Below are 23,638 nucleotides of genomic sequence, written 5' to 3' on the forward strand. Positions count from 1 at the left end.
GACCGCAGTTGGGTGCAGGCCAGCGGCATTCCATGGCCCAAGGTGGTCCATGGCGAGCAACGGATCCAGATGATGTCGCCCTTGCCACCGGCCGGAGCTTGCATTCGTATGCAAATAGGGGTTTACCCGTACGCTGGATGTGTGGGTGCAGCGTGCGCTCCTTCGAAGACAAGCATGCTGACGAGGCGAGTCGGCTGCGGAGGTGGCTGACAAGTACTTCGCTGTACGTCGCAGCATCACCGATATCTTCGAGCTAGGCCCCGCTGCTACGGCTACCGCAAGCTGTTGGCGTCGCTGGTTACGGACTGCGTTGTGGGTCGATCTCGAAGCTGCTGCAGCACGCGCTAGGATTGCTCCGAGGCCAAACATCCGTCCGCTCAGGGGACCTCCATGATCCAGATCCGCGACATCGACCACCTCGTCCTGCGCGTCACCGACCTGCCGGGCATGCTGCGTTTCTATTGCGACGGCCTCGGCTGCCAGGTCGAGCGGAAGCGCGACGACATCGGCTTGACGCAGCTGCGGGCCGGACGCTCTATGCTCGATCTCGTTCCGATCGATGGCGCTCTGGGGCGCGCGGGCGGTGCGCCGGCGGGCGAAGAGGGCCGCAATCTCGACCACTTCTGCTTCCGCGTCGAGCCCTTCGACGAACAGGCGATCCGCGGCCATTTGTCGGCGCTGGGCATCGATGCGGGCCCCGTTGAGTCGCGTTTCGGGGCGGAGGGCGAGGGGCCATCGATCTACCTACGCGACCCTGAGGGCAACGTCGTCGAGCTCAAGGGCCCGCCCTATCGATGATCTATTTGGAGGCAGCCGCGATCATCTCCAGCCTTTGCTCGCGGATTCGCGCAAGCCAACACCACACTACCGTAGCGGTCCGTTGGTGGCTTCGTAAGCACCACGCCGCGAGCCAGCAGCTGCTCGTAGCTGGCCGTGCAGTCGGTCTCGTTCAGTTCAGTAGGCCTTGGCTTGCTCTCGGGCGATTTGACTGACGCCGCGAGTTGGTGGCCAGATGGAACGCGGTTACTACGTTGCTGGAACATCCTTCCTACACTTCACGATGCGGTGAAGGAGGTCTCGAGTCTAGTAAGACATCAGATCGCGGGCAACCTGAGATCCTGTTTCAGTGCCGTGCGGTGGCGGCTTCGCGGCCGTTGTCACCTGAATACGGAATTTCGGGAAAAGCTCAATGAATTGAAAGAGTTTCATTTCGAGCTTGGAACTGCGCCTCCAGCGAGGCAGCTCACGGCTGTTAGTCAGCCCAGCCCACCCGAAATCGGAATTGCCAGCGATAGCCGACGTACAGCAGCTCACCATCAAACGCCCGGTCGCCTTCGCGCGCTTGCGCCGTCAGCGTGACGATGGTGCATGCCTCGTATTGGGTCGCCGCTGAACAAGCGTGTCGGCGTACTTCTCGACGTTGAACTTCATCGTGCCGCGAAAGTTGATGTGCGAGAAGTGCGCTGGTCCGATGCGGCGCAACCAGTCGTCCTCGATTCGGGTTCCCTGACGCTTCAGCCTCTCAACGACCTCGTGCATCCGGCTCGTGTTCCAGGCCAGCACGATGTTCGTCAGCAGTGCATGCGAGCCCGAAATCGCCAGCATCTCGTCGCGCCGCCGGCCGCGCTCCGGCGCAACCTTGCCGCTGTACACCGCGCGCTGGAGCTGATGCACCGATTCGCCCCGGTTCAGTAGCGTGTGAATCTCGCGCCGGAAGTCCTCGATGGCGATGTAGTCGCAGAGGAAGACGGTGCGCAGCAGCCGTCCCAGATGTTCAGCTGCTCGATGCAGGGGGGTCTCCTTGCGCAGCCGATCCGAAGCGCTGCAGGGCCAGCGTGGCTGACACGCGCCCGGATCGAATGGACGCCGCCAGGCGAAGGAGCTCGTCCCAGCCACGCTCGATGGCGCCGAGCGAGACGCTCCTCACGGAGACTGCTTCGAGTCCTTCCGGGATTCTGAAGACGCGAGGCAGGTGCAGCTTTCGCTCCGCCAAATCACGCGGCCGCGGACACAGGTCAAAGCCCAGCAGCTTGGCGATGGCCATCGCCGGATTCGTATACCCATGGGTATCTACCGCCACCAGCGATAGCTGCATGAGGTCATCGCTGCGGTTGTGTGTCTCGACACCCTCGATAGCGGCACCTGCCTGACGTTCGTTGAGTACGATGGGCTGGTCATAGACGATGCCCCATCGATCACGCACGTGGGTGTACAGGCCTGAGGCGTAGGTGCGCCGGCGCGGATCGACCCGGGCGTTCCAGAGGTGGCGTGACGCGTCGAGCGACATCATGTCGGCCGACACCTTGTCGCCATCACCCCAGAGGGCAGCGATCGGGATCTGGCTTTGGAACTGCGCGACACGTTCGTTGGCGCGCCGAAGCCGGCCACTGCCTTCCAGGGCCCGCATCGCCACGGAGATCTGGCTTGGCTCCAGACCCGGGATCATCGAGGCGACCCCTTTGGCGTCGATGTCGGTGCCGTGCGCCAGCAAAGCGCCATACAACCCGACGAGCTCATCCGCAGTCTGCGCCCGGTGCCCCAGCAAGGCATCGCTGAAGTTGGTCGCAGCATCCAGTTGCATCAGCAGATCGGGGAACTGAACGTTCCCGATGAGCTTGTAGACGGTCTCGCGCGTACGCACAGGTTCGCTCTTCTCGGGGAGGGCGTCGATGGCGGGCAGGCGCAGCATGCCGTCGGCGCTGATTTCGACCTTGCCCCGGTCCAGCCCATCGCGAACCGCGGCACTGCCCGCAACCAGGTTGGCCAACAACGGCTCCAGGAACTCCCGGGGGGACTTGGGCATCCCCAGGAGGTCGATGTGCTGCTCACGTTGCGATTCCCAATGGGCCGGAGGGATCAGCATCTGGTCGCGCTCCCGATGGCTCAGTGAGTGGTCGATCCAGACACTGCCGCGACGAAGGCTCTTTCGCAGCGACATCATCGTGCAGGCTTCCAATGCGCGTAGATGGCGTTGTAGATGGTTTCGTGGGACACGTGGCGCTCGGGCTCGTTGGGGAACACACGCTTCAGGGTACCCGCGATCTGCTGGGGCGACCAGCGCCAGTCCAGCAGGGTCAGCACCACGCGCCAGCCCACTCCTTGCATGTCGAGCTTGCGCGTCGGCCGTGCCGCTTGACGCCGCCCCTGGCTGCAGGCCTGCGCCGAGTGCGAAGCGTAGGGCAATTCGGCCAGCGTGTTGCGCTCGAACTCCCGGCTGATGGTGGACGCCGAGCGCCCGAGCATGCGGGCCATGGCCCGCATGCTCGAACCCTGCTGAAGCATGCTTGCCAGCGTCATTCGGTCCTCGGGTTGAAGCTGCTGGTACCTTGTTCGTTCATTCATGTGCACACCTTATGCGATGAGGTGTTGCACTTCAGAGTTGAGGCCGCCAAGCTATTTACGGAAGGCCTCCTCCAGACAAGGCTCATGCGACGCGTGATTTTTCAATTCGAGCTCGCTCTTTTTTGACGTCAAGCATCCAGCGAAGATCGCGGCGATGTAGCCGATGCGTGACGTTTGGCCAATGCCGGACGTCAGGTTGCGCCGGGTATCACCGGGACAGGCCATTAGACATTCCCATAGTGCGAGCGCCGGTAGAACTTGCGAAACTCGGCATAGCTGATCGGTTCGTAGCGTGCCGGGTTGTGTTCGCCGCGGCATGTCGGCAGGCACTCCATGACGAAGTCGTAGCTGCAATCCATGAAGAACGGGATGGCGTAGCGTTCGACGCCCGAGCGGTTCAAGACCTTGTGCGGCGTCGCCAGGAAGCGGTCATTGGTATAGCGGCGCAACAGGTCGCCGCCATTCACCAGGAAGCTGCCGGCCATGGCCGGGGCATCGATCCAGCGCCCGTTCGGCAAGCGGATGGACAGTCCGGGCACTTCGTTGTCCGGCAGCAAGGTCATGAAGCTCATGTCGGCATGCGGCGCGAGGCTGAACTCGTTGTCCTCCAGCGCGCCGGTCTGCGGATAGTGCGACATGCGGAAGGTGAACATCGGGTCTTCGAATCCGCGCATCAGGAACCCGGGCTCCACGCCGAGCGCGACGGCGTACACCGGCACCAATGCCAAGCCGAGCTTCTCGGCGGCGCGGCAATCGGCCAGCACGTCTTCGCGGAATCCCGGCAAGTCGTCGGGCCACTGGTTGAGGCCGCGGAAAGGACGACCCGCCAGCACGTCGGGGTGATCCGGTGCAAGGTCACGGCCGATGAAGAATGCCTCGTTGAGATTCGGCCGGTTGTTGGCCTCGAACGCCGAGTGCCGCGTCGTCGAGCCCTTGAGCGGCTCGTATCCGCGCAAGTTGCTGTCGAGCTTGATCTTCAGCTTCTCGTCGACCGGCTGTGCATGGAAACGCCTGGCGGCTGCGAAGGTCCGGTCGATCAGCGCCTGTTCAATGCCGTGGTTGACGATGAAATAGAAGCCGACGTTCTCCAGCGCATGCCCCAACTGCTTGCCGAGCGCATGCAGCGCGCCGGGGTCGCCCCGCAGGTAGGGTCCGAGGTCGAGCACGGGGATCTCCTCCGGCGCGTCGTGCCGGATCGGATTGGGGGTCGGGGCCAGGGTATCGGTGAGCATGACGTTTCCTTCCATGACTTGCATTGATCGAAGTGGAAAAGACGGTGACTTCTGCAGGCACCCCTGAAGGCCAACCGCTCAGGCGGTCGTCGCGGCCAGGGTCGGTCCGAAGTTCGACGCGCGATAGAAGGCGCGGTAATCGGCGTAGGAAAAGGCTTCGTAGCGAGGCGGGTTGCTTGGACTTTGGCAGGTCGGCAGGCACTCCATCACGAAGTCGTAGCTGCAATCCATGAAGAACGGGATGGCATAGCGTTCGACGCCCGAGCGGTTGACGACCTTGTGGGGCGTGGCGAGGAAGCGGTCGTTGGTGTAGCGGCGCAGCATGTCGCCGCCATTGACGAGGATGCTGCCCTTTAGCACGGGCGCATCGATCCAGCGGCCGTTGGGCAGGCGGATCGACAGCCCCGGCACTTCGTTCTCCGGAAGCAGTGTCATGAAGCTGGTGTCGCTGTGCGGAGCAAGACCGAATTCGTTGTCCTGCAGCACTTCGGTCTGCGGATAGTGCGACATGCGGAAGGTGAACGATGGCTCCTTGAACCCGCGCAGGAAGAAATCCACTTCGAGTTCGAGCGCATGGGCGTACAGCGGCAACAGCGAGACGCCGACGGCCTGCGCGGCAGCGGTGTAGGCCAGCACGTCCTCGCGGAAACCGGCCAGGTCGGACGGCCACTGGTTGTGGCCACGGAATGGCTTGCCGGCCAGCACGTCAGGGTGGTCGTCGACCAACTCCGGGCCGAAGAAAATCGCCTCGTTGACGTTCGGCAGGTTGTTCGCATTGACGGCCGAGTGACGCGTGACCGCGCCCTTCATCGGCTGGTAGCCGCGAATGTGCTCGTTGAGCTTGAGCGCCAGCTTCTCTTCCAGCGGCAGGTCGTGGAATCGCCTGGCCGCGGCGAAGGTGCGATCGATCAAGGCCTGGTCCAAGCCGTGGTTGACGATGAAATAGAAGCCGACATTCTCCAGCGCGTAGCGCAGTTCGGTGCCGAGCTTCTCCATCGCGCCGGCCTCGCCCAGCAGGTAGGGTCCGAGGTCGAACACGGGTATTTCTTCGGGCGCGTCGGGCCGAATGATGTTGAGGTTGGGAGCGAGATTTCGTTCGATCATCGGGGGTGCCTGGGTGTGCGGTTGAATGAAATGGAATGAGCTGAGAGGGGTGGATGCGTAACTAGGCCGCCTTCGCGATGACAGGCGGCACGGGCTCGTCCTGTACGCCGAGATAGGTCCGGGCCAGCGCGTCGTCCTGCGCAATTTCGGCCGCGGTGCCCTGCGCAACGATCCGGCCGCCCTCGATCACGTAGGCCCGGTCGGCCAACGCCAATGCGAGGCTGGCCATCTGGTCGACCAGCAGCACGGTCATGCCTTCCTCGCGCAGCGCATCCAGCGCCGCGAAGAGCTCGGCGATGAGCTTTGGCGCCAGGCCCAGGGAAGGCTCGTCCAGCAGGAGTATTCGCGGCCGCGACATCAGCCCGCGCGCAATGGCCAGCATCTGCTGCTCGCCGCCCGACAGCAGGCCGGCACGCTGGTGCTGGCGTTCGCGCAGGCGCGGGAACCGGTGGAACATCTCCTCGACGCGCGGCTCGCGCTCATCGGGTTGCGTGAACGCGCCCAGGCGGATGTTCTCGCGGACACTGAGTTCGGGAAACACCTGCCGCCCCTCCGGCACCAGCACCAGGCCCCGGCGCACGACCAGTTCGGCCGCGAGTTGCGAGAGTTCGGTGCCCTCCAGGTGGATGCCTCCCTGCACCGGGCGATGAAGCCCCGAGAGTGCGCGCATCAAGGTCGACTTGCCGGCGCCGTTGGCGCCGAGCAGTGCGACCACTTCGCCCTTTTGTACCTGGAGATCGACGCCGTGCAAGACCGGCTCGGCACCGTAGCTCGCCACGAGCGCGCCCACGCCGAGCATTTCGCGCGGCGGGTCTGCTTTCGCCCTGGCATTGCCGCGCGAAGCGCCGGCTGTCGTGTCCAATGATTCGCCCAGGTAGGCCTGCTTGACGCGCGGATCGGCCTGCACGGCGGCCGGTGTGCCGGCGGCCAGGTACAGTCCGGCGTCGAGCACGACGATCTGGTTCGAGATGCTCATCACCAGCGTCATGTCGTGTTCCACCACCAGGACACCGATGCCCGCCGCTGCGATTCGCTGCAGCAGGCTGGCTAGGTTGTCCTTGTCCTCACGCGACAGTCCCGCACCGGGCTCATCGAGCAACAGCATTTCGGGGTCGGTGGCCAGCGCTCTCGCGATCTCGACCAGGCGCTTGTCGACGTGCGCAAGATCGCCCGCGAGCTTGGCGCCGTCGCCCCGATACCCGCAGAACGCCAACAGGCCGCGCGCCCGCGCTCGCAACGCCGGCGCGCGATAGCCTGCCGCGCCGAACAGCGGGCCCAGGCGTCCCCGCGCCAACCCGAGCGCGACGTTGCTTTCCACATCGAGGCTGCCGAAGAGCTGGGAGGTCTGGTAGGTACGCGCCACGCCGCGGCGCGAAATCGCATGCGAGGGCAGGGCGGCCAGGCGCTCGCCGCCCAGCGTGAACGAGCCGCCGGTGGGCACGTAGTACCCGCTTAGCATGTTCAAGGCCGTGGTCTTGCCCGCACCGTTCGGGCCGATCAGGCTGGTGATCCGCCCCGCGGCCGCATCGAAACTCAGGTCGCTCACCGCGCGAACGCCCCCGAACTGCATCGACAGGCGCTGCGCCGCCAGCGGTCGCCGCTCGCGCGGCGCCCATGGGAGTCCGGCGCCGCCATCCGCCTGCGCGCTCGATGATCCGCTGGCCGGGCCGCCCGACAGCCGCTGCTTCAGCGTGGCCCAAAGTCCCAGCGCGCCGGCCGGAGCGACCCACAAGGCCAGCAGAAGCAGCACCCCGAAGAACAGCAGGCGATACTCTTCCATGCTCGACAGCAGCTCGGGCAGCAGCGCCACGATCAGTGCACCGAGCAGCGGCCCGCCGACAGCGCCCGCGCCGCCCAGGATCACCACCAGCACGAACAGGATCGACTGCCCGAAGCCGAAGGCGCTCGGTGCGACAAACCCCGACAGCGGTGCGAACAGACCACCCGCGAGCCCGGCCGCAACGGCTGAGATGGAAAAAGCGACGGTCTTCACCACCAGCGGATTGATGCCCACCGATTCGGCGGCCGTCTCGCTGTCCCTGACAGCGCGCATCGCGGCACCCCACGTGCCGCGCGACAGCCATGCGAACAGCACCAGCGAAACGCCGACGGTCAGCAGGGCGATCGTCGCCATGCTCTGTTCAGTGCCGGCGCCTCCGGGCAGCGTGGGCGCCGGGATGTTCATGATGCCGTTGTGCCCGCCGGTGAGACCCCGCAACTCGATCACGCCGTGCTCGATGATGAAGCCGAAGGCAACCGTGATCATTGCCAGGTAAGGCCCCTTGACGCGCAGCGCCGGCAGTGCGAGCACGACCCCCATGACACCGGCCAGCGCCGCAGCCACGGGCCACGCCTCCCAGAAACTCCAGCCGGCCTTCGAAGTGAGGATGCCCACCGTGTAGGCGCCGATGGCATAGAAACCGACATGCCCGAAAGAGACCTGCCCCGTGAGCCCCTGCAGCACGTTGAGGCCGATGCCGACGATGGCGAACAGCGCCACGTTGGCCAGCACGAACACATAGTAGGAATTGACGATGTTGACCGCGACCAGCCCCGCACCCAGCAGCAGTGCGACGGCGGCGATCTGCCCGGCGGACCCGAGGCCGAGAATTGCTTTCGGGGATGCGCTCATACTTTTCTCACCTCGGCGCGGCCGAAGAGTCCGTCAGGGCGAATCGCGAGCACCACGATCACGAGCGAGAAGCTGACGATCTGTGTGTAGCTCGAACCCAGCGTGGAAGTGATGAAGGACTCGACGATGCCGAAGATCAGTCCCGCGAACACCATCCCCCAGGGGTTGCCGATGCCTCCGAGAATCGCCACCGCGAAGGCCTTGAGCCCGAAGACCGTGCCCATGGTCGCCGAGACGTTGAGCAGGGGCGCGATCATGACGCCCGCCACGCCCGCCAATACGGCCGACAGCGCATAGGCAAGCCCCGCGGCGCGCCGGATCGGAATGCCGACCAGCCGCGCGGCGTCGCGGTTCTGGACCACCGCCAGCATCGCGACGCCCCAGCGGGTGCGCCGCGAAAGCGCATCGAGCACAGCGGCCAGCGCAATGCCGACGATCGGGATCAGGACCTGCAGCGGATAGATGCCGAGCCCGACGCCGCCAAGCGACAGCGGCGTCATCGCCAACGGCGAAGGCAGGCTGCGCGGCTCCTTGCCGAAAGTGAAGAGGACCACGTTGTCGACGATGATGCCGAGCGCCACGGTGGCAATTAGCCATCCGTTCGAATTGCGACTCACGAACGGTCGCACCGCGAGGAACTCGACCGCCAGGCCGTAGGCCGCGCACAGCGCAAGCGCCAACGGCACCGCCACCAGCATGGGCAGGCCCAGTGTCTGCGCGAAGCCGAAGGCGAACACCGCGCCGAGCATCATCGCGCTGCCCTGCGCGAAATTAACCGTGCCCGAAACGGCATGCGTCACGTAGAACCCGAGCGCCATCAGGCCGTACATGCTGCCGAGCCCGATTCCGCTGAGCAACGCGGAGATCAGCGTCATCATCAGTTGTCCATGCCCACGGGCAATACGCGGTTGTCGACGAAGTGGGCCCAGACGTAATCGTCAGCGCTCAATGCGTCCTGGCTGTTGCCGCCGAAAGGCTGGGTGTAGTTCTTGATGAGGCCTTCGTAGCTGGGGATCTTGTGGAAGCCCTGGCGGATGGCGTCGCCGTTGGTCGATCCGGCCTGCGCGATCGCCAGCGCCGTGAGCTGCATCGCGTCGTAGGCGTTGGCGACGCCCGATGCCGGCGTGATGTCCGCCGGTCCCTTGACGCCGGGGTACTTGGCCATGATCGCCTTCGTCACACGTTCGCCGACCGGCGATTGCTTGCCGAAGAAACTGTAGGTCTGCACGAAGTGCACGTCCTTCGCGTTCGGGCCGGCGAGCTCGGTGAAGCGACCGCCTGCAATGCCCCAATGCGAGACGACGGGCACCTTCCAGCCCATGCGATCCAGCGACTTCACGATCTGCGCGCCCGAGCTGGTGGGCGCGGCCATGATGATCGAGTCGGCGCCCGCGTTCTTTAGCCTCGTGAGTTGCGGGACCATGTCGAGGTCAGCGTCCTCGAATTTTTCCGCGCCGGCGGCGCTGGCGCCCTTTTCGGCGAGCGTGGCCTTCAGGCCTTTCTCGTTCGACTCGCCCCACGGATTGTTGACGAGCATCAGCCCTGGCTTGGTCGACTTGAAGGTCTTCTGGGCGTATTGCACCAGAGCCTTGTCGACCACTTCATCGACCGCGGAGACCCGGAAGACGTAGTTCGTGGCCGCGCCGTTGTGGGTGATCGGCGTGCCTGCCGCCCAGGGCACCATGAACGGCACCGCCTCCTTGTTGGCGAGCGGCACGATCGCCATTGCGACCGGCGTGTCGGCGCCGCCGAAGAGCACCGCAACCTTCTCCTTGTAGATCAGCTCGCGCGCGGCCGTGACGCCCTTGGTCGGGTTGGACTCGTCGTCGCGGCGCACTAGTTCGAGCTTGCGCCCGCCCAGCAGGCCGCCCTTTGCATTGACTTCGTCGATGGCCGTCTGCAACCCGCGCGTGATCGCCTCGCCGGACAAGGCTGAGGGACCGGAGAGGATCGCGACGAGGCCGATCTTGATCGGCTCCGCGGCACTTGCCGCACTGGAAAGTGTTGTGAAGGCCAGGGCCCATGCACAGGAATGGGCGGGACGGCGGATCAATCGGGACATTTCGGCTCCGGGGACGGTGGTGGTCTCCGGGACACGCAAACTCCATGCCATGTCAACACTTGTTAAACTGTTGCGTCAACCATATCGGCTCGGGATTGTTGACAATAACATGGCTCCTACAGCTCCCGCACCTGGCTGCACCCTCCCAACTGAAAATTTTGACAATGAACGCCCGCTACTTCGGCCCGCTGCCCGTGCATCGCCGCTTCGACTACCAACCCATCACGCGCCGTGAACGCTACGAGTGGCCGAACAGCGCGCGGGTCGCGGTCTACCTTGGCTTCAATCTCGAACACTTCGCATTCGGGGAGGGCCTTGGCGCAAGCATCGGTCCGGTCAGCGCGCATCCCGACGTCCTCAATCACTCGTGGCGCGAATACGGCAATCGCGTCGGCGCTTGGCGATGCTTTGAACTCTTTGAAAGCCTCGGGCTTCCTTCATCGACGCTGCTCAATACCGCCATCTACGATCACTGCCCCGAACTGGTGGCGGCGTCGGTTGCACGCGGCGACGAACTGGTCGGGCACGGTCACAGCAACTCCGAACGGCAGGGCGACATGGACGAGGCCTCCGAGGCGGCCCTGCTGGCGGACTGCCGCGCGCGAATCCTGAAAGAGAGCGGCTGCGCGCCCTCCGGCTGGCTCTCGCCCTGGATCTCCGAAAGTCACCACACGCCCGACCTGCTGGCCGAGACCGGCTATCGCTACACGCTCAACTGGTGCCACGACGACCAACCCGTCAGGATGGCCACCCGCGGCGGACATGCGCTCTGGTCGATTCCCTATCCGCAAGAGCTCAACGACATTCCCATGATCGTCGCCAGGCAGATGGACGCCAAGGATTTCGCGCAGATCATCATAGACAACGCCGACGAGATGCTGGAGCAATCGCGCCGCCAGCCATTGGTGATGGGCCTCGCGCTGCATCCGTATATCGTCGGCCAGCCGTACCGGCTTCGCCACCTGCGACGCGCGCTCGAGCACCTTGCCGGGATGCGCGACCGCGGCGAAATCTGGTTCACCACACCCGGGGGGATCTGCGCCCACATGGACCTGGTCGCCCCGGCTGTGGCAAGCTGACGGACAACATGCCCCGAACAAGTACCGCGCGCGTCAACAAAGCTCCCGCTGCTCCAGCCAGCCACCACGGCGAGGTCCCGCGCCCCAGCGGCGCCTTGTCGTCGCCGGAGGCCGGCGAACATATCGAATCGCGGATCTACCGGACGATTTTCGATGGTGTAATGAACCAGCGGCTCGCGCCGGGGACCAAGCTGCCGGAGAACTTGCTGTGCGATCTGTTCCACGTCAACCGGTCGGTGGTGCGCAAGGTTTTGCAGAAGCTCGCGCACGATTACATCGTTCAACTCAGGCCCAACCGCGGGGCCATCATCGCCATGCCCTCGGCGGAGGAAACGCGCCAGATCTTCGAAGCCCGGCGCGGGCTGGAGGCCGTCATCGTCCGCACCGCGACCGAAAACGCCACGACTCGCGATCTGGCCGAACTGCGGCGCCACCTCAAGCAGGAGCACAGCGCGATGCACCGGGTGGAGCAGCCGGCATGGGCGCGGCTGGCGAGCTCGTTCCACCTGCGCCTTGCCGGGCTGGCCCGCAACGCCATCCTCGAGCGCTATCTGGTCGAACTGGTGTCGCGCAGCTCGTTGATCGTCGCGCTGCACGAGCCGCCGGGCAAGGCCTCGTGCGAGCACGAAGAACATGAGCGCATCGTCGAGTGCATCGAACGCAAGGATGCGGACGAAGCCGTGCGCTTGATGGTCGGGCATTTGCGCGAGCTGGAGCGCAACGTGTTGGTGAGGGGCGAGAAAGAGGATTCGAGTCTGGGGCGGCTGCTGGGTTTGTTGTGATGCGTCGGGCAATGCCGGGCTATGTCCAGATACGGGCCGCCGCCGGGCACGGTGATGGTCAGCTGGATGGATGACAGAGGTTTGTGCCGCGGTCGTTCTGCAGGTATCGGCTTGACCACTCAATATTTGCAGCCGCTGATCGGACTTCGGCTGATCGGCAACTACGGGTACGAACGTCTGCAAGGCTGCCCAGAATGGCTGCTTTGCCTCTTCGAAACGTGACCTTCACCGCCATCGTCGAGGAGATCCGAGTTCGAAGACAGCGGTCAGATGAACAAGCAATGCGCCGCCCGCCTTGACGAGCGCTTCAATGGGAACCTGGATACGCGAATCCCATCGGACCTACACCATTACGTTGGTGTTCTATCGCTTCAACCCCGATGGGTCGGTTCTCGGCTTGCAGAAGTCAAAGGGAACGCGCACCTTGTCCGCGGATGAAAACAGTTTCACCGGTGCGGTAAACGGTCAGATCACCGATGCCGCGGGAAACATACTGGCGCGTACCTGCCTCACAGATACCGGCTCGCGCGTGAGCTGGTAGCTATCCCTGCAGGATTCCCATCGCTCGCCCCAGGGGTCGAGCCGAATCGCCGTAAGCGATCCAGGGATCATTCCCCTTGTCCAGCCGCGTATGGATGTTCCGCACGTTCCAGTGCGCCCCGCTTGTGACTTTCGCAAGTTCGTCCCACGCGATCGGCACCGACACGCCCAGCCCCGGCCGAGCGCGCGCTGACCAGGCCGAAGCCGTCGTGGCGCCGAAACCGTTGCGCAGGTAGTCGATGAAGATCCTGCCCACGCGGTTCTTCGGCCCGCTCTTGGCCACGAAGAGCTGGGGGAGCGTGCGCGCCAGGTGTACGACGATCGCCTGGGAGAAGTCCTTCACGGTGTCCCAGTCGTAGAGGCGCTTGAGCGGCACCACGACGTGCAGGCCCTTGCCGCCGCTGGTCTTCACAAACGAGGCGAGCTCCAACTGCTCCAGGAATACGCGCACGATCTCGGCGGCCTGCTGGATCTGCTGGGCGGCCGACAGCAGGCCTTGAGCGGTGGCGACCTCAAGAAGTTGGGCGTGGCCTGGGTTCAGGGCCGGGTCGAGCTGGCGAACGCCGACGATCTCGCCCTTGTCCAGGTGCTTCTGGAAGAACAGCTCGCCGCTGACGCCCTCCGGCGCACGTACGAGCGACACAGGGCGGTTTTTCAGGTGTTCGAGGATCAAGGGCCCGACCAGGCCATAGAACCGCACCAGCTCGATTTTGGTGACGCCAGTTGACGAATCAATCACCCGCTCCGGATTCGAAACCCGGAGCTTGGCCGGGAGGGTACGCTGAACCTCGCCGCCTGCGGCCGGCCGCAGGTGCAGCGGCACCTCGCGCACGACCGCCTTCGCGGGCTTGTCCGTGCGGATGCCGTGGAACACCGGATGCCGGACGTGGCCGCTCTTCGTCCACTCCTGAAAGCTCACCTCGACCACCAGCTCGGGGCGCACCCACTGCGCGCCGCGGGCGCTCGCATCCGTGGCGCCATGGAGCGGGCTGGTCTTGGCCGCCAGGGGCGCGAGCTTCTCTTGGAGAGTCGGCACGACCTTGCCGCTGACGCCCGAACCGACGCTGCCCGCATAGACCAGGTTGCCCGCAGCGTCGTGCGCCGCCAAGAGGAGGGCGCCGATGCCGGACTTCGTTCCCCGAACGTGCGTCCAACCGGCCACGACGAACTCCTGGCGCTGCCTGCACTTGAGCTTGATCCAGTCCGGGCTCCGGCTCGACGTGCAGGGACTGTCCTTGCGCTTGCCGATGATCCCCTCCAGGCCGAGCTGGCAAGCGGAGGCGACGACGTCGCGCGGCGCGCCAGCGAAGGCCTCGCTGAAACGGATCGAGTCAGGCGCGCCCTCAAGGAGCCGCTGCAGCTGCGCCCGGCGCTCGACGAGCGGCACCTGGCGCAGATCGAGGCCGTCGAGGTGCATCAGGTCGAAGAGATGGAACGTGATGTCCTTCGTGCGCGCGTTGTCGAAGGCGTTCTGCAGAGCCCCGAAATCGGGTAGCGCCTGGCCGTTCAGGATCACGATCTCGCCGTCGAGCCAGCACGGCGGCAACTTCATCGCGGCCAAGTCGCGCGCCAAGTGGGGCAGCTTCTTCGTCCAGTCGTGCCCGTTGCGCGTGAAGAGCCGCACGCCGGAGTCGTCCACCCGCGCCAGCATCCGGTACCCATCGAACTTGATCTCCAGCACCCAGTCGTCACCGGTGCTGGGTGGCCCGTCGACCAGCGTGGCGAGCTCGGGCGCGATCTTGGCGGGGAGGGCACTCCTCTTCGCGCCGGCCAGGCTGCCGGTGGACTCGGCGGACTCGGCGGGAGCCGCGGCGCCGGCGGGCATCGGCAGGCCGGCCACGCTGTCGGGCATCTCGTCGACCACGCTGAACTCGCTGGCCGGCCGCACGAACTCGTCGCGCTCCTTGATGAGCAGCCAAGCGTTTTGCTTTTCCTCGCGGCTCTTGATCTTCACGAGGACCCACCGCCCGCGCAGTTTGTGGCCATGGAGATCAAATTTCAGGTCGCCCTTTTCGAGACTTTTGCGCGGGTCGCCGACAGGCACCCAGATGCCTTTGTCCCAGATCACAACCTTCCCTGCGCCGTACTGCTTCGGGGGAATGGTCCCCTCGAACTGGTTGTATGAGATGGGGTGGTCTTCGGTCTGCACCGCCATGCGTTTGTGGGCCGTGTCGAAGCTCGGGCCTTTGGGAACTGCCCAGCTCAGCATCACGCCGTCCAGCTCGAGCCGGAAGTCGTAGTGCAGGCGGGACGCCCAGTGCTTCTGGATCACGAACTGCAGGCCGGCGGGGTTCGCATCGCCGCCCTCGGCCGGCTCGGGCGTGACGGTGAAGTTGCGCTTCGCTTTGTAGGGCTTGAGGGAGCGCAGGTTCGCCATGGTGCCACTTTATGTGCAGAGGACGACTCTGGGTCGTCGTCCGGCATCTTGGGCTGCGGGAAGCGTCGTCCGACGATGGAACTCGTGTGCTTCAATTCGGCTTTTGAAGCGGTCTCCTCACAGAAATTGAAGCAAGGTGCTATGACCCAAATCCGAACCTATTTGACCGCGGCCGCCGGGCTTCTCTGTGTCGCGTTGGCCGGTATCGCCGCGGCTAGACCAGTAACGGTGGGCGGCCAAGTGGTGGAACTCGTCGTTCCCGCGGGCTACTGCGAACTCGGCGCCTCGCCTCCTGAGGAGAGACTTCGGCGCATTTACTCCAAAGTGATCGACGACGGCACGAATCTGATGCTGTCGCTTTTTGCTGCGTGCGACGAGGTGGCGGAGGTGAAAGCCGGAGGTCGGACTGAGTTACACCGGTTCGGTCAAATCCTTCTGCCGATCGAGAATGGTAGGCCCATGGGAGGCATCGCTCGAGCAGAGTACATCGCCTTCGTGGTGGGGGCCGAAAGAAGAATCCTCGACTCTGGTTTCGCAGCCGCTAAACAAAAATTGAATCGCTTCGATCCAATCGTGGAGACCGGACAGAATTTCGGGGTCATCGCAAGTGATGATGCCGCCGCATACATGGCGATTGCATCGCGGGCTACTCTGAACGACAAAACCACCGGTGCGCAGGTCGGCGTCATCGGCGCCACAATCGTTCGCGACATGGGGTTCTCGGTGAACCTTTACCGTCGCGCTCAGACTGCACCGGATCTGCAGGATCTGCTGGCCGTGCAGAAGGCCAATCTGGCCACCTTCGTCCGAAGCAATCGATAGCGCAGCCGGTACAACCGCACACCCTCTTGCAGCGGGCCTCGGCAAATTCCTACTCGCCTCGGCCCACATAGAGCTATGCGGCCGACGGACAGGTGCGAATTTACGAAGCGCTGGCGAGCCCGGAGAAACAACTGGCCGTCACCGAGCCGGGCACGTCGACCCAGCGAGGTTGCAGTTGTATGGGCGCAGCGTGCGTGCTGCATGCGTCTGAGGCCTGTTTAGGTAGAGTTTCGTAGAGACATTTCCTTTCAGCCATTGGCCTCTCCTCGGGGCTGGCGATTTGAGCCTCGCCAGTGGTCTGCGCACTTGCGGGGCTCCGCTTCCTGGATCGCGTTGTTCTGGCAATCGGAATCACGATGCCGCTTGGAAATCAAGCCGTCGGTTGTTCGTCGATCGCTGAGTTTCGATCGCAGCGGGGCCGCCTGCGACGGCTTGTCGTCTGCCTGCCGTTCCAGCGATCCTGCTCAACCCAGCGTCGCTAGGGGTATTCACCTACTTAAAAACACTGGCGTGCCGCCGCATCCCGGGCTTATGATGCGTACACCGTGTATACACAGAGTCCACACCGAGTCCACATATGCTGAATCTCAAGACAGAGGATCTGGCGACTCATGCCTACCAGAAGGTGCGCGAGGCGATCCTTCAGGGCGAAATCGCCCCTGGGGCACCGCTGTTCGAGGTGCACCTGGCATCCCGGATGGGCATGAGCCGCACCCCGGTGCGCGAGGCGCTGAAAGTGCTGGCGCGCGACGGCTTCGTGCAGGCCGTGCCGGCGCGCGGCTACATCGTTCCCCACCGCTCATTGGATGACCTGCGCGATCTGTTCGACCTGCGCGAGTCCCTGGAAGGCACCGCCGCGCGCTGTGCGGCGCAGCGCGCAACCGACGCGGAACTCGTCGAGCTCGAGGCCTTGTGCGTGCGCTACGAGAACGAGCAGGACTGGCATCTGTGGGTGCAGATCGGAACGGACTTTCACAACCTCCTGGTTGCCGCCGCCCGCAACCAGCGCCTGGCCAACATCCTCGATTCACTCAATGGGCAGATCGTCCACTCACGCCGCTCGGTCCTGCGCGCCGACGCGCAACGGCGCGACGCAGCGACCCAGGAACACCGCGCCATCCTCGAGGCCGTGAAGGCGCGCAACGCTGCGGACGCCGAAGCGCGCGCCCGCGAACACGTGCGGCTTTCCTACGAGGCGACCCTTTTTTCATACCACAGCCGACCTGCAGCCATCGGCTGAGCGGCCCAACCCAGGAGCAACCGACCCATGCAAGCCACTTCCATCAACAGCCAAGAGCACTTCCTCGTCGAGCCGCCGCGCAACACACCCATCGTCCGCGAGGTCGATGTGCTGGTGTGCGGCGGCGGCGTCTCCGGCATCGGTGCGGCGCTCGGCGCTGCCCGCGCTGGCGCCAAAACCATGGTGATCGAGAAAAATGCCTTCCTGGGCGGGGCCGCCACGGCGGTCCTCATGAACACCTGGAATGTGCCGGTGTCACGCATGACCGGCGTGGCCCGCGAAATCGCGCTCACGCTGGCCGAGCGCGGGGAAGGCAACATCACGGGCCCGACCTTCCCGTTCGACCCCGAGGGATTCAAGCAGGCGGCTGTCGATCTGCTGCAGCAGGCCAACGTCGAAGTGCTGAACTACACCTGGATCGAGGACGCGATCATGGAAGGCTCGCGCATCAAGGGCGTGATCATCCAGAACAAGTCCGGTCGCCAGGCGATTCTGGCGAAAACCGTTGTCGACGCCACGGGTGATGCCGACGTCGCCGCCGCAGCCGGCGCCGAGTACGTCAAGGGGCGTGAGTCGGACAACAAGATGCGCCCGATGAGTGTGCTGTTCAGGCTCGGGGGTGTCGACCTGGGCAAAGTGATCGAGTACTGCCGCAGCCAACCGAAAGAGTACTTCACGGCCGACCCCAACTTTCACATCATCCAACCTGAAAAGGGGCTCGTTCGGCTGTCTGGCTTCTTCCATATCGCCGACAAGGCCCGCGCGGCTGGCGAACTCCCGGAAGAGATCCACTACCTCCGGTTCGAGGGCATCGACGTTGCACACGGCATCGTCACCGTGAACAACTCGCGCGTCTACGGCGTCGACGGCACCAACGCCTGGGACATCTCACGCGCCGACACCCAGGCCCGGCTGCAAAACCGCCAGCTGAAGACCGTCATCCGCAAATACATCCCCGGCTTCGAGAATGCCTATGTCATCGACTCCTCGCCGACGGTCGGCGTGCGCGAAACGCGCCGAGTGCGCGGCCCCTATGTGCTGCCGCAGGAGGACCTGGTTGCGCAACGCACATTCGACGACAGCGTGATCCGCGTCTGGCGACACATGGCAGCAGGGCGCGACTGGCACAAGGCCGAGGGGGGCGAGGGCGCGCCGAATGACGCCGTCTACCGCACTGTGACCACAGACCTGACGTGGTTCGAGATCCCGTGGCGCGTGTTCACGCCGAACAAGGTCGACGGCATGACCGTGAGTGGCCGTGTGCTGTCCGTCACGCACGAAGCGGACATGTGGACCCGTGGTCAGTACTGCTGCCTGGTGACCGGGCAGATCGCCGGTGTCGGCGCAGCGCTGGCAGCCGAGCAGGGCGTCACGCCCGGCGCGCTCGACGTGCGCCAGTTGCAAAGCGCCCTGGGGCAGCAAGGCATCGACGTGGGCTCGGCTGCCGAAAAGCTCGTGCCAGAGGCCGCCTGACCCTTGGCCAAACAACCCACAAGCAAAGGATTGTCTTCATGAAGATTCTTTCATTCCTCGCCGCCGCGGCAGCCACCCTGTGGATGGGCGCCAGCCCACCGGCGCTTGCAGAACCGGCCTATCCGACCAAACCGGTCACCATCGTCGTTGCATTCCCACCCGGCGGCACAGCCGACTTGCTCTCTCGCGTGCTGGCCGTGAAGCTCGGCGAAGCCTGGAAGCAGACTGTCGTCGTCGAGAACCGGGCGGGCGCGAGCGGCATCATCGGATCGCAGTACGTCGCCCGGCAACCGGCGGACGGCTACACGCTGATGGTGGTCCCCATCACGCACGTCACCAACTCGAGCCTGTTCGCCAAGGTGCCGTTCGACCCGATCGAAGACTTCACGCCGATCTCCATGCTCGCCTCGTCGCCGCTGATGATCGTCAGCAGCAACAGCTTTCCGGCGAAGAACATGGGCGAACTGGTGGCGCTGGCGAAAGCCAAGCCCGGCTCCCTGAACTGCGGCTCGGCCGGCACTGGCACCTCGCAGCACCTGGCCTGCGAATTGTTCAAGAGCACGGCCAGGGTGGACATCAAGCACGTGCCCTATAAGGGCAATGCAATGGCCATGACCGACGTGATGGGCGGTCAGATCGAGCTGTTGTTCGACCAGATGGCCACCGCTGTGCCGCATGTGAAGGCGGGCCGGGTCCGCGCCTTGGCAGTCACCAGCGCCACGCGTTCGCCCGCGATGCCCGACGTACCCACGGTCTCCGAATCCGGTCTCCCGGGCTTCGAGACCAACGCCTGGTTCGGGATCGTCGGGCCGCGTGACATGCCCAAAGACGTGGTCGATAGCATCAACGCGTCGCTGCGCAAGGTGCTGGCGCGCACGGAGGTGAAGAAACAGCTCGGCGATCAGGGACTCGAACTGACGCCCAGCTCGCCCGAGGAATTCCGCAGCACGTTGAAGTCCGAGACGACCAAGTGGGCTTCCGTGATCAAGGAAGCCGGCGTCAAGCTCGAGTGAGGGATTCTTTCATGAACACTGGTGAATCCCTGGCTCTCAGGCTCGATCCGAAGGACAACGTGGCGATCGCCCGCAACGCGCTCTCGCGCGGCAGTGTCCTGTCGGAGTACGAAGGCGTGGTCGTCGGTGCCGACATACCGGCGGCACACAAGGTCGCGATAGCTGATATCGAGCAGTCCGAACCGGTCCGGCGGTACGGTCAGATCATCGGCTTTGCTACCCAACCGATTCGACGGGGCGAACACGTGCACACGCACAACCTGACCATGGGCGCGTTCGAACGCGACCATGCCTTCGGGGCCGACGCGCGGAAGCCCGAAGCCGCCGCGGAGCCGGCAACGTTCCTCGGCTTTCGGCGGCCGGACGGCCGGGTCGCGACGCGCAACTACATTGGCGTGGTGAGCACTGTCAATTGCTCGGCTTCCGTCACCAAGCTCGTCGTCGAGCATTTTTCCAAGGCAGGCATGCTCGATGCCTATCCCAACGTTGACGGCGTGGTCCCCGTCACGCACAGCTTCGGTTGCTGCATCGACCACAACGGCGACGGTGTGAATCAGTTGCGCCGAACGCTGGGCGGCTATGTGAAGCACGCGAATTTCGCGGGCGTCGTGGTCATCGGGTTGGGCTGCGAGGCCAATCAGATGGGGGCCATGTTCCTGGCGCAAGGGATTGAACCCGGGCGCACGACCGTCCCGTTGGTGATACAGGACTTGGGCGGCACACGCAAGACCGCGGACGCGGCGATTGCAGCCATAGAAAAGATGCTTCCCGCGGCCAACCAATACACCAGGGTGCCAGTGTCCGCCGCGCACCTGACGGTCGCGTTGCAGTGCGGTGGGTCCGACGGCTACTCCGGCATCACGGCGAATCCGGCTCTCGGCGTTGCGGTCGATCTTTTGGTCGCGCAGGGTGGCACGGCGATCCTGAGCGAGACCCCGGAGATCTATGGCGCAGAGCACCTGCTCACGCGACGCGCGGCCTCGCCCGAGGTCGGACAAGGCATCGTCGACCTGATCAAGTGGTGGGAAAGTTACGCCGACCGAGAGAAGGGCAGCATCGACAACAACCCGACGCCCGGCAACAAGGCGGGCGGACTGACGACCATTCTCGAGAAGTCGTTGGGCGCCGTTGCAAAGAGTGGCTCGTCGGCCCTGATGGGGGTCTATCGGTACGCGGAACCGATCACCGCCCGCGGGCTGGTGTTCATGGACGCCCCCGGCTACGACCCGATGGGCGCTACTGGCCAGATCGCCAGTGGGGCGAACCTGGTTGCTTTCACGACCGGCCGCGGTTCCTGCTTTGGTTCGAAGCCTGCGCCCTCCATCAAGCTCGCCACCAATTCAACGATGTATGCGCGCATGCGCGACGACATGGACGTCAACTGCGGCGACATCATGGACGGCGACGCCACGCTCGAGCAAAAGGGAAGGGAAATCTTCGAGAAGATGCTGGCCGTCGCGTCCGGCGAAAAGTCGAAGAGCGAGCAGCTAGGCGTGGGCAACGACGAAACCGTTCCTTGGATGATCGGCGCTCAGATGTGACCCGCGAATAGGGCGATGTCAACGGTGGCCAAACGGTACAGGGATGGTCGCGGGCGTTGGCGGGGCCGTACTTTTCGCGCTTTGAAACCCCGGGAGTTCCGATCACCGGTGACGGGATGGACACACGCCATGACCCATTCGCTCGCTTTCCTCCGCACCGTTTTGCTGGTCGAAACCCATCGCGCCATGAGCATCTCATGAACAACTTCGACAGCCGCGACCTTCGCACGACACTCGGCGCGTTCACTACCGGCGTGACGGTGGTGACCACCGTCGATGCCACTGGTAGGCGCCATGGCATTACTGCTAACTCCTTCAGTTCGGTCTCGCTTGACCCGCCCTTGATCCTTTGGAGCCAGTCGCTGAACTCGAGGAGCTATCCGGCATTCCGTGACGGGGAGCGCTTCGTGGTGAACATCATGGCGCATGACCAGGCGCACGTGTCCGACCAGTTCGCAAAAGCGGCCGAAGACAAGTTCGCCGGAATCGCCACCTCCGAGGGTATCGGTGGCATGCCAATCATCGAGGGAAGTGCAGCCCATCTGGAATGTGTCAAGGTTGCGGCATGGCCTGGCGGCGATCACGTCGTGTATCTTGGCCGTGTGGAAAAGATCCGTCGTGCGCCACGCAAGGCCTTGGCCTTTGGCGAAGGCTGCTACATGGTCACCTTCGCGCAAGAACTCGGCGGTGCCATCGCATCGGAGGACGCTTGTGGCTTCCCGGCGACGATCGAGGCGGTGCGCTTGGCCAGCGCGGCGATGCCGGAAATCTGTGAGCAGGTCGGTCGGCACACCGCGTGCTTGGGGGCCTGGGGCAACCGTGGCCCGACTATCGTGCGCTGGGAACCCTCAGGTCGTCCGGTCAGCCGGCAATTGCAGACTGGCGTCGTGGTGAGCCTCACTCAAGCGGCGACCGGGCTGGCCTTTGCCGCGTTCTACGACGCCGACACAATCCAGCCGGAACTGGCCCGTGAACTCGCGGCTAATGCTGGTATGAGCGGGCCGAAGATCGGGGTCTTGATGGGCCAACTCGCAGAGGCGCGGTCACGAGGCTTGGCCCGGACAATCGGCGCCACGCCTTCGGAGCGCCACCAGGCGACGGTGAATGCATTGAGCGCTCCGATCGTGAACGCCAAGGGCGAAATGGTGTTGGCACTAACGGTGATGAACCGAGCTGATTTGCTGGATCCCGACTGGAACGGACCTGTAGCCACAGCGCTGCGGGCGGCAGCTAGAGAGCTGTCCTGGCGTCTTGGTTTCAAGAAATCAGTTCCCGCCTGAGGCTCAACTACCGACGATACACGCTGCGTGTCTGTCGAGCTCCGACGCCTTGAGGACGAGGAACCCCCCGCCGATCGCGAGCCCGCGCACGATCTCGATCGCAAGTGCAGCGGCCAGAAGGGAAAGCGTGGCGCGGAACCTTGCGTGCGAGGGAAAAAAGTGGCCTAGGTTTAGGCAAAAATGGCCAGAACTTTAGGGAACCTACGTCGGCTCAGCCAGAAGGAGACTCCATGCCAGACGACACTACCTACCAACCGCGGTGCGCATTACCGTGCCCGAATCAATGTCAACGAGGACCATGAGGTCCGCTACTGGACGCAGGCCCTCGGCGTGTCCGAAGCCAAGTTACGCGAAGCCGTGGCCGCAGTCGGCGTCAGTGCCGACGCGGTGCGCCAGCACCTGGGCAAGCTTCAGAAGTAGGCTCTGCGCCCGCTCAGGCCGGGTCAATCACTGCCTGGCGCTGTCGTCCCCCGCGGCTTCCTCGGTTTGGGCCGCATCGGTGCCAATGTCCGGGGTGCCCGGGAAGCCGGACTTTTTGTTCGCCTCGCGCCCCATACGGCTGCCCTCCTCGGGAGGGTCCTGCCCGTTGGCGCGGCTTTGCTCTATGTTGCGACCCGAGGATGCCCCAGGGTCTCCGAGCCTTGCTTCATGGGCCGGCGACGGCACGGCGGGCTGATGTTTGCCTTCGGTCATTCCGCGATCTCCTTGTGCAAAACAAAAGCGTCGCCACGGTGCCTCCCAGGAAGAGTAGTAGTTCGCCCACGTTGGTGTAGGCGGTCATCGACGGGTGGCGCTGTCGCTAAGCGCTGACACGCACTCGGCGGCCTCACAAGTAGGATGCCGGAACCATTCACCTACCTCGAGGAAGCCCCAGCCGATGACTGACCATCTCCGCTCGATCGCCACCGTGGACGAACCGGATCCGGGCGTCTTTCATTGGGTCCTGATCGAGAGCACAAAGGATGCTTCGGTCTACCAGGAGCTTGAAGCACGACAGCTGGACACATGCGCTCATACCAATTTGCGTTCAATAGATTAGATATGATGTTGTCCCACGAACTTCAAGGAGTCGTGGATGAAGACATTGATCGTGGGTGATAAGCCGACTGTCGAGCGCTT

Annotated in this window: 18 protein-coding genes and 2 pseudogenes; 11 read left to right on the forward strand and 9 right to left on the reverse strand. The window is 64.3% G+C overall.

Annotation, left to right across the window (positions count from 1 at the left end; all coding sequences use genetic code 11):
* The first annotated feature begins 390 nt into the window (after positions 1-390).
* Positions 391-798: a VOC family protein gene (locus QZH52_RS36540; protein ID WP_301816195.1), complete on the forward strand. Its 408-nt coding sequence runs from the start codon at positions 391-393 to the stop codon at positions 796-798.
* 552 nt (positions 799-1,350) lie between these two features.
* Here QZH52_RS36540 and QZH52_RS36545 read toward each other — a convergent pair.
* From QZH52_RS36545 to QZH52_RS36575, 7 genes and pseudogenes are all read right to left on the reverse strand, one after another.
* Positions 1,351-2,974, reverse strand: a pseudogene (locus tag QZH52_RS36545) (Tn3 family transposase); the annotation flags it as partial.
* Positions 2,959-3,342 (reverse strand): annotated as a pseudogene (locus tag QZH52_RS36550) (transposase); the annotation flags it as partial. The pseudogenes QZH52_RS36545 and QZH52_RS36550, both read right to left, overlap by 16 nt.
* Before the next feature lie 224 nt (positions 3,343-3,566).
* Entirely contained in the window at positions 3,567-4,574 is a 1,008-nt protein-coding gene (locus QZH52_RS36555; protein WP_301816197.1) for an isopenicillin N synthase family dioxygenase, read from the reverse strand.
* Between the two features lie 78 nt (positions 4,575-4,652).
* A complete protein-coding gene (locus QZH52_RS36560) occupies positions 4,653-5,678 on the reverse strand; it encodes an isopenicillin N synthase family dioxygenase (RefSeq protein ID WP_301816198.1) in 1,026 nt (341 codons plus the stop codon).
* A gap of 61 nt (positions 5,679-5,739) precedes the next feature.
* Positions 5,740-8,310: a branched-chain amino acid ABC transporter ATP-binding protein/permease gene (locus tag QZH52_RS36565; RefSeq protein ID WP_301816199.1), complete on the reverse strand. Its 2,571-nt coding sequence runs from the start codon at positions 8,308-8,310 to the stop codon at positions 5,740-5,742.
* The gene (locus QZH52_RS36570) at positions 8,307-9,185 is read right to left on the reverse strand and encodes a branched-chain amino acid ABC transporter permease (protein WP_301816214.1); all 879 of its coding nucleotides are present in this window, start codon (positions 9,183-9,185) and stop codon (positions 8,307-8,309) included. The genes QZH52_RS36565 and QZH52_RS36570 overlap by 4 nt, the downstream gene beginning before the upstream one ends.
* 2 nt (positions 9,186-9,187) lie before the next feature.
* Entirely contained in the window at positions 9,188-10,372 is a 1,185-nt protein-coding gene (locus QZH52_RS36575) for an ABC transporter substrate-binding protein (protein WP_301816200.1), read from the reverse strand.
* 164 nt (positions 10,373-10,536) lie between these two features.
* Between QZH52_RS36575 and QZH52_RS36580 the strand changes: the two genes are divergently transcribed.
* From QZH52_RS36580 to QZH52_RS36590, 3 genes are all read left to right on the forward strand, one after another.
* Complete coding sequence (locus tag QZH52_RS36580) at positions 10,537-11,451, forward strand: polysaccharide deacetylase family protein (protein ID WP_301816201.1); 915 nt, start codon at positions 10,537-10,539, stop codon at positions 11,449-11,451.
* Positions 11,452-11,459: 8 nt separating this feature from the next.
* Positions 11,460-12,233, forward strand: coding sequence for a GntR family transcriptional regulator (locus tag QZH52_RS36585; protein ID WP_301816202.1), 774 nt, complete (start codon positions 11,460-11,462; stop codon positions 12,231-12,233).
* Positions 12,234-12,543: 310 nt separating this feature from the next.
* Positions 12,544-12,774 (forward strand): hypothetical protein, encoded by a 231-nt coding sequence (locus tag QZH52_RS36590; protein ID WP_301816203.1) that lies wholly within the window; start codon positions 12,544-12,546, stop codon positions 12,772-12,774.
* Here the strand turns inward: QZH52_RS36590 and ligD are convergent, their stop codons facing one another.
* A complete protein-coding gene (gene ligD, locus QZH52_RS36595; protein ID WP_301816204.1) occupies positions 12,775-15,150 on the reverse strand; it encodes a DNA ligase D in 2,376 nt (791 codons plus the stop codon).
* A 141-nt stretch (positions 15,151-15,291) separates the two neighbouring features.
* On the opposite strand from ligD, the gene QZH52_RS36600 reads away from it, so the two are divergent.
* From QZH52_RS36600 to QZH52_RS36630, 7 genes are all read left to right on the forward strand, one after another.
* Positions 15,292-15,972 (forward strand): hypothetical protein, encoded by a 681-nt coding sequence (locus QZH52_RS36600; protein WP_301816205.1) that lies wholly within the window; start codon positions 15,292-15,294, stop codon positions 15,970-15,972.
* 577 nt (positions 15,973-16,549) lie between these two features.
* Complete coding sequence (locus QZH52_RS36605) at positions 16,550-17,212, forward strand: GntR family transcriptional regulator (protein WP_301816206.1); 663 nt, start codon at positions 16,550-16,552, stop codon at positions 17,210-17,212.
* A 27-nt stretch (positions 17,213-17,239) separates the two neighbouring features.
* A complete protein-coding gene (locus QZH52_RS36610) occupies positions 17,240-18,685 on the forward strand; it encodes an FAD-dependent oxidoreductase (protein WP_301816207.1) in 1,446 nt (481 codons plus the stop codon).
* 38 nt (positions 18,686-18,723) lie between these two features.
* Positions 18,724-19,698, forward strand: coding sequence for a Bug family tripartite tricarboxylate transporter substrate binding protein (locus QZH52_RS36615; protein WP_301816208.1), 975 nt, complete (start codon positions 18,724-18,726; stop codon positions 19,696-19,698).
* Between the two features lie 11 nt (positions 19,699-19,709).
* Positions 19,710-21,239 (forward strand): UxaA family hydrolase, encoded by a 1,530-nt coding sequence (locus QZH52_RS36620; RefSeq protein ID WP_301816209.1) that lies wholly within the window; start codon positions 19,710-19,712, stop codon positions 21,237-21,239.
* A gap of 197 nt (positions 21,240-21,436) precedes the next feature.
* On the forward strand, positions 21,437-22,519 hold the full coding sequence (locus QZH52_RS36625) for a flavin reductase (RefSeq protein WP_301816210.1): 1,083 nt from the start codon (positions 21,437-21,439) through the stop codon (positions 22,517-22,519).
* A gap of 180 nt (positions 22,520-22,699) precedes the next feature.
* On the forward strand, positions 22,700-22,939 hold the full coding sequence (locus tag QZH52_RS36630) for a DUF3606 domain-containing protein (RefSeq protein ID WP_436411669.1): 240 nt from the start codon (positions 22,700-22,702) through the stop codon (positions 22,937-22,939).
* A gap of 27 nt (positions 22,940-22,966) precedes the next feature.
* On the opposite strand, the gene QZH52_RS36635 is transcribed toward QZH52_RS36630, so the two are convergent.
* Positions 22,967-23,212, reverse strand: coding sequence for a hypothetical protein (locus QZH52_RS36635; protein WP_301816211.1), 246 nt, complete (start codon positions 23,210-23,212; stop codon positions 22,967-22,969).
* Positions 23,213-23,638: the final 426 nt, after the last annotated feature.

The sequence above is a fragment of the Variovorax ginsengisoli genome, assembly GCF_030486595.1.
Taxonomy (GTDB): domain Bacteria; phylum Pseudomonadota; class Gammaproteobacteria; order Burkholderiales; family Burkholderiaceae_C; genus Variovorax; species Variovorax ginsengisoli_B.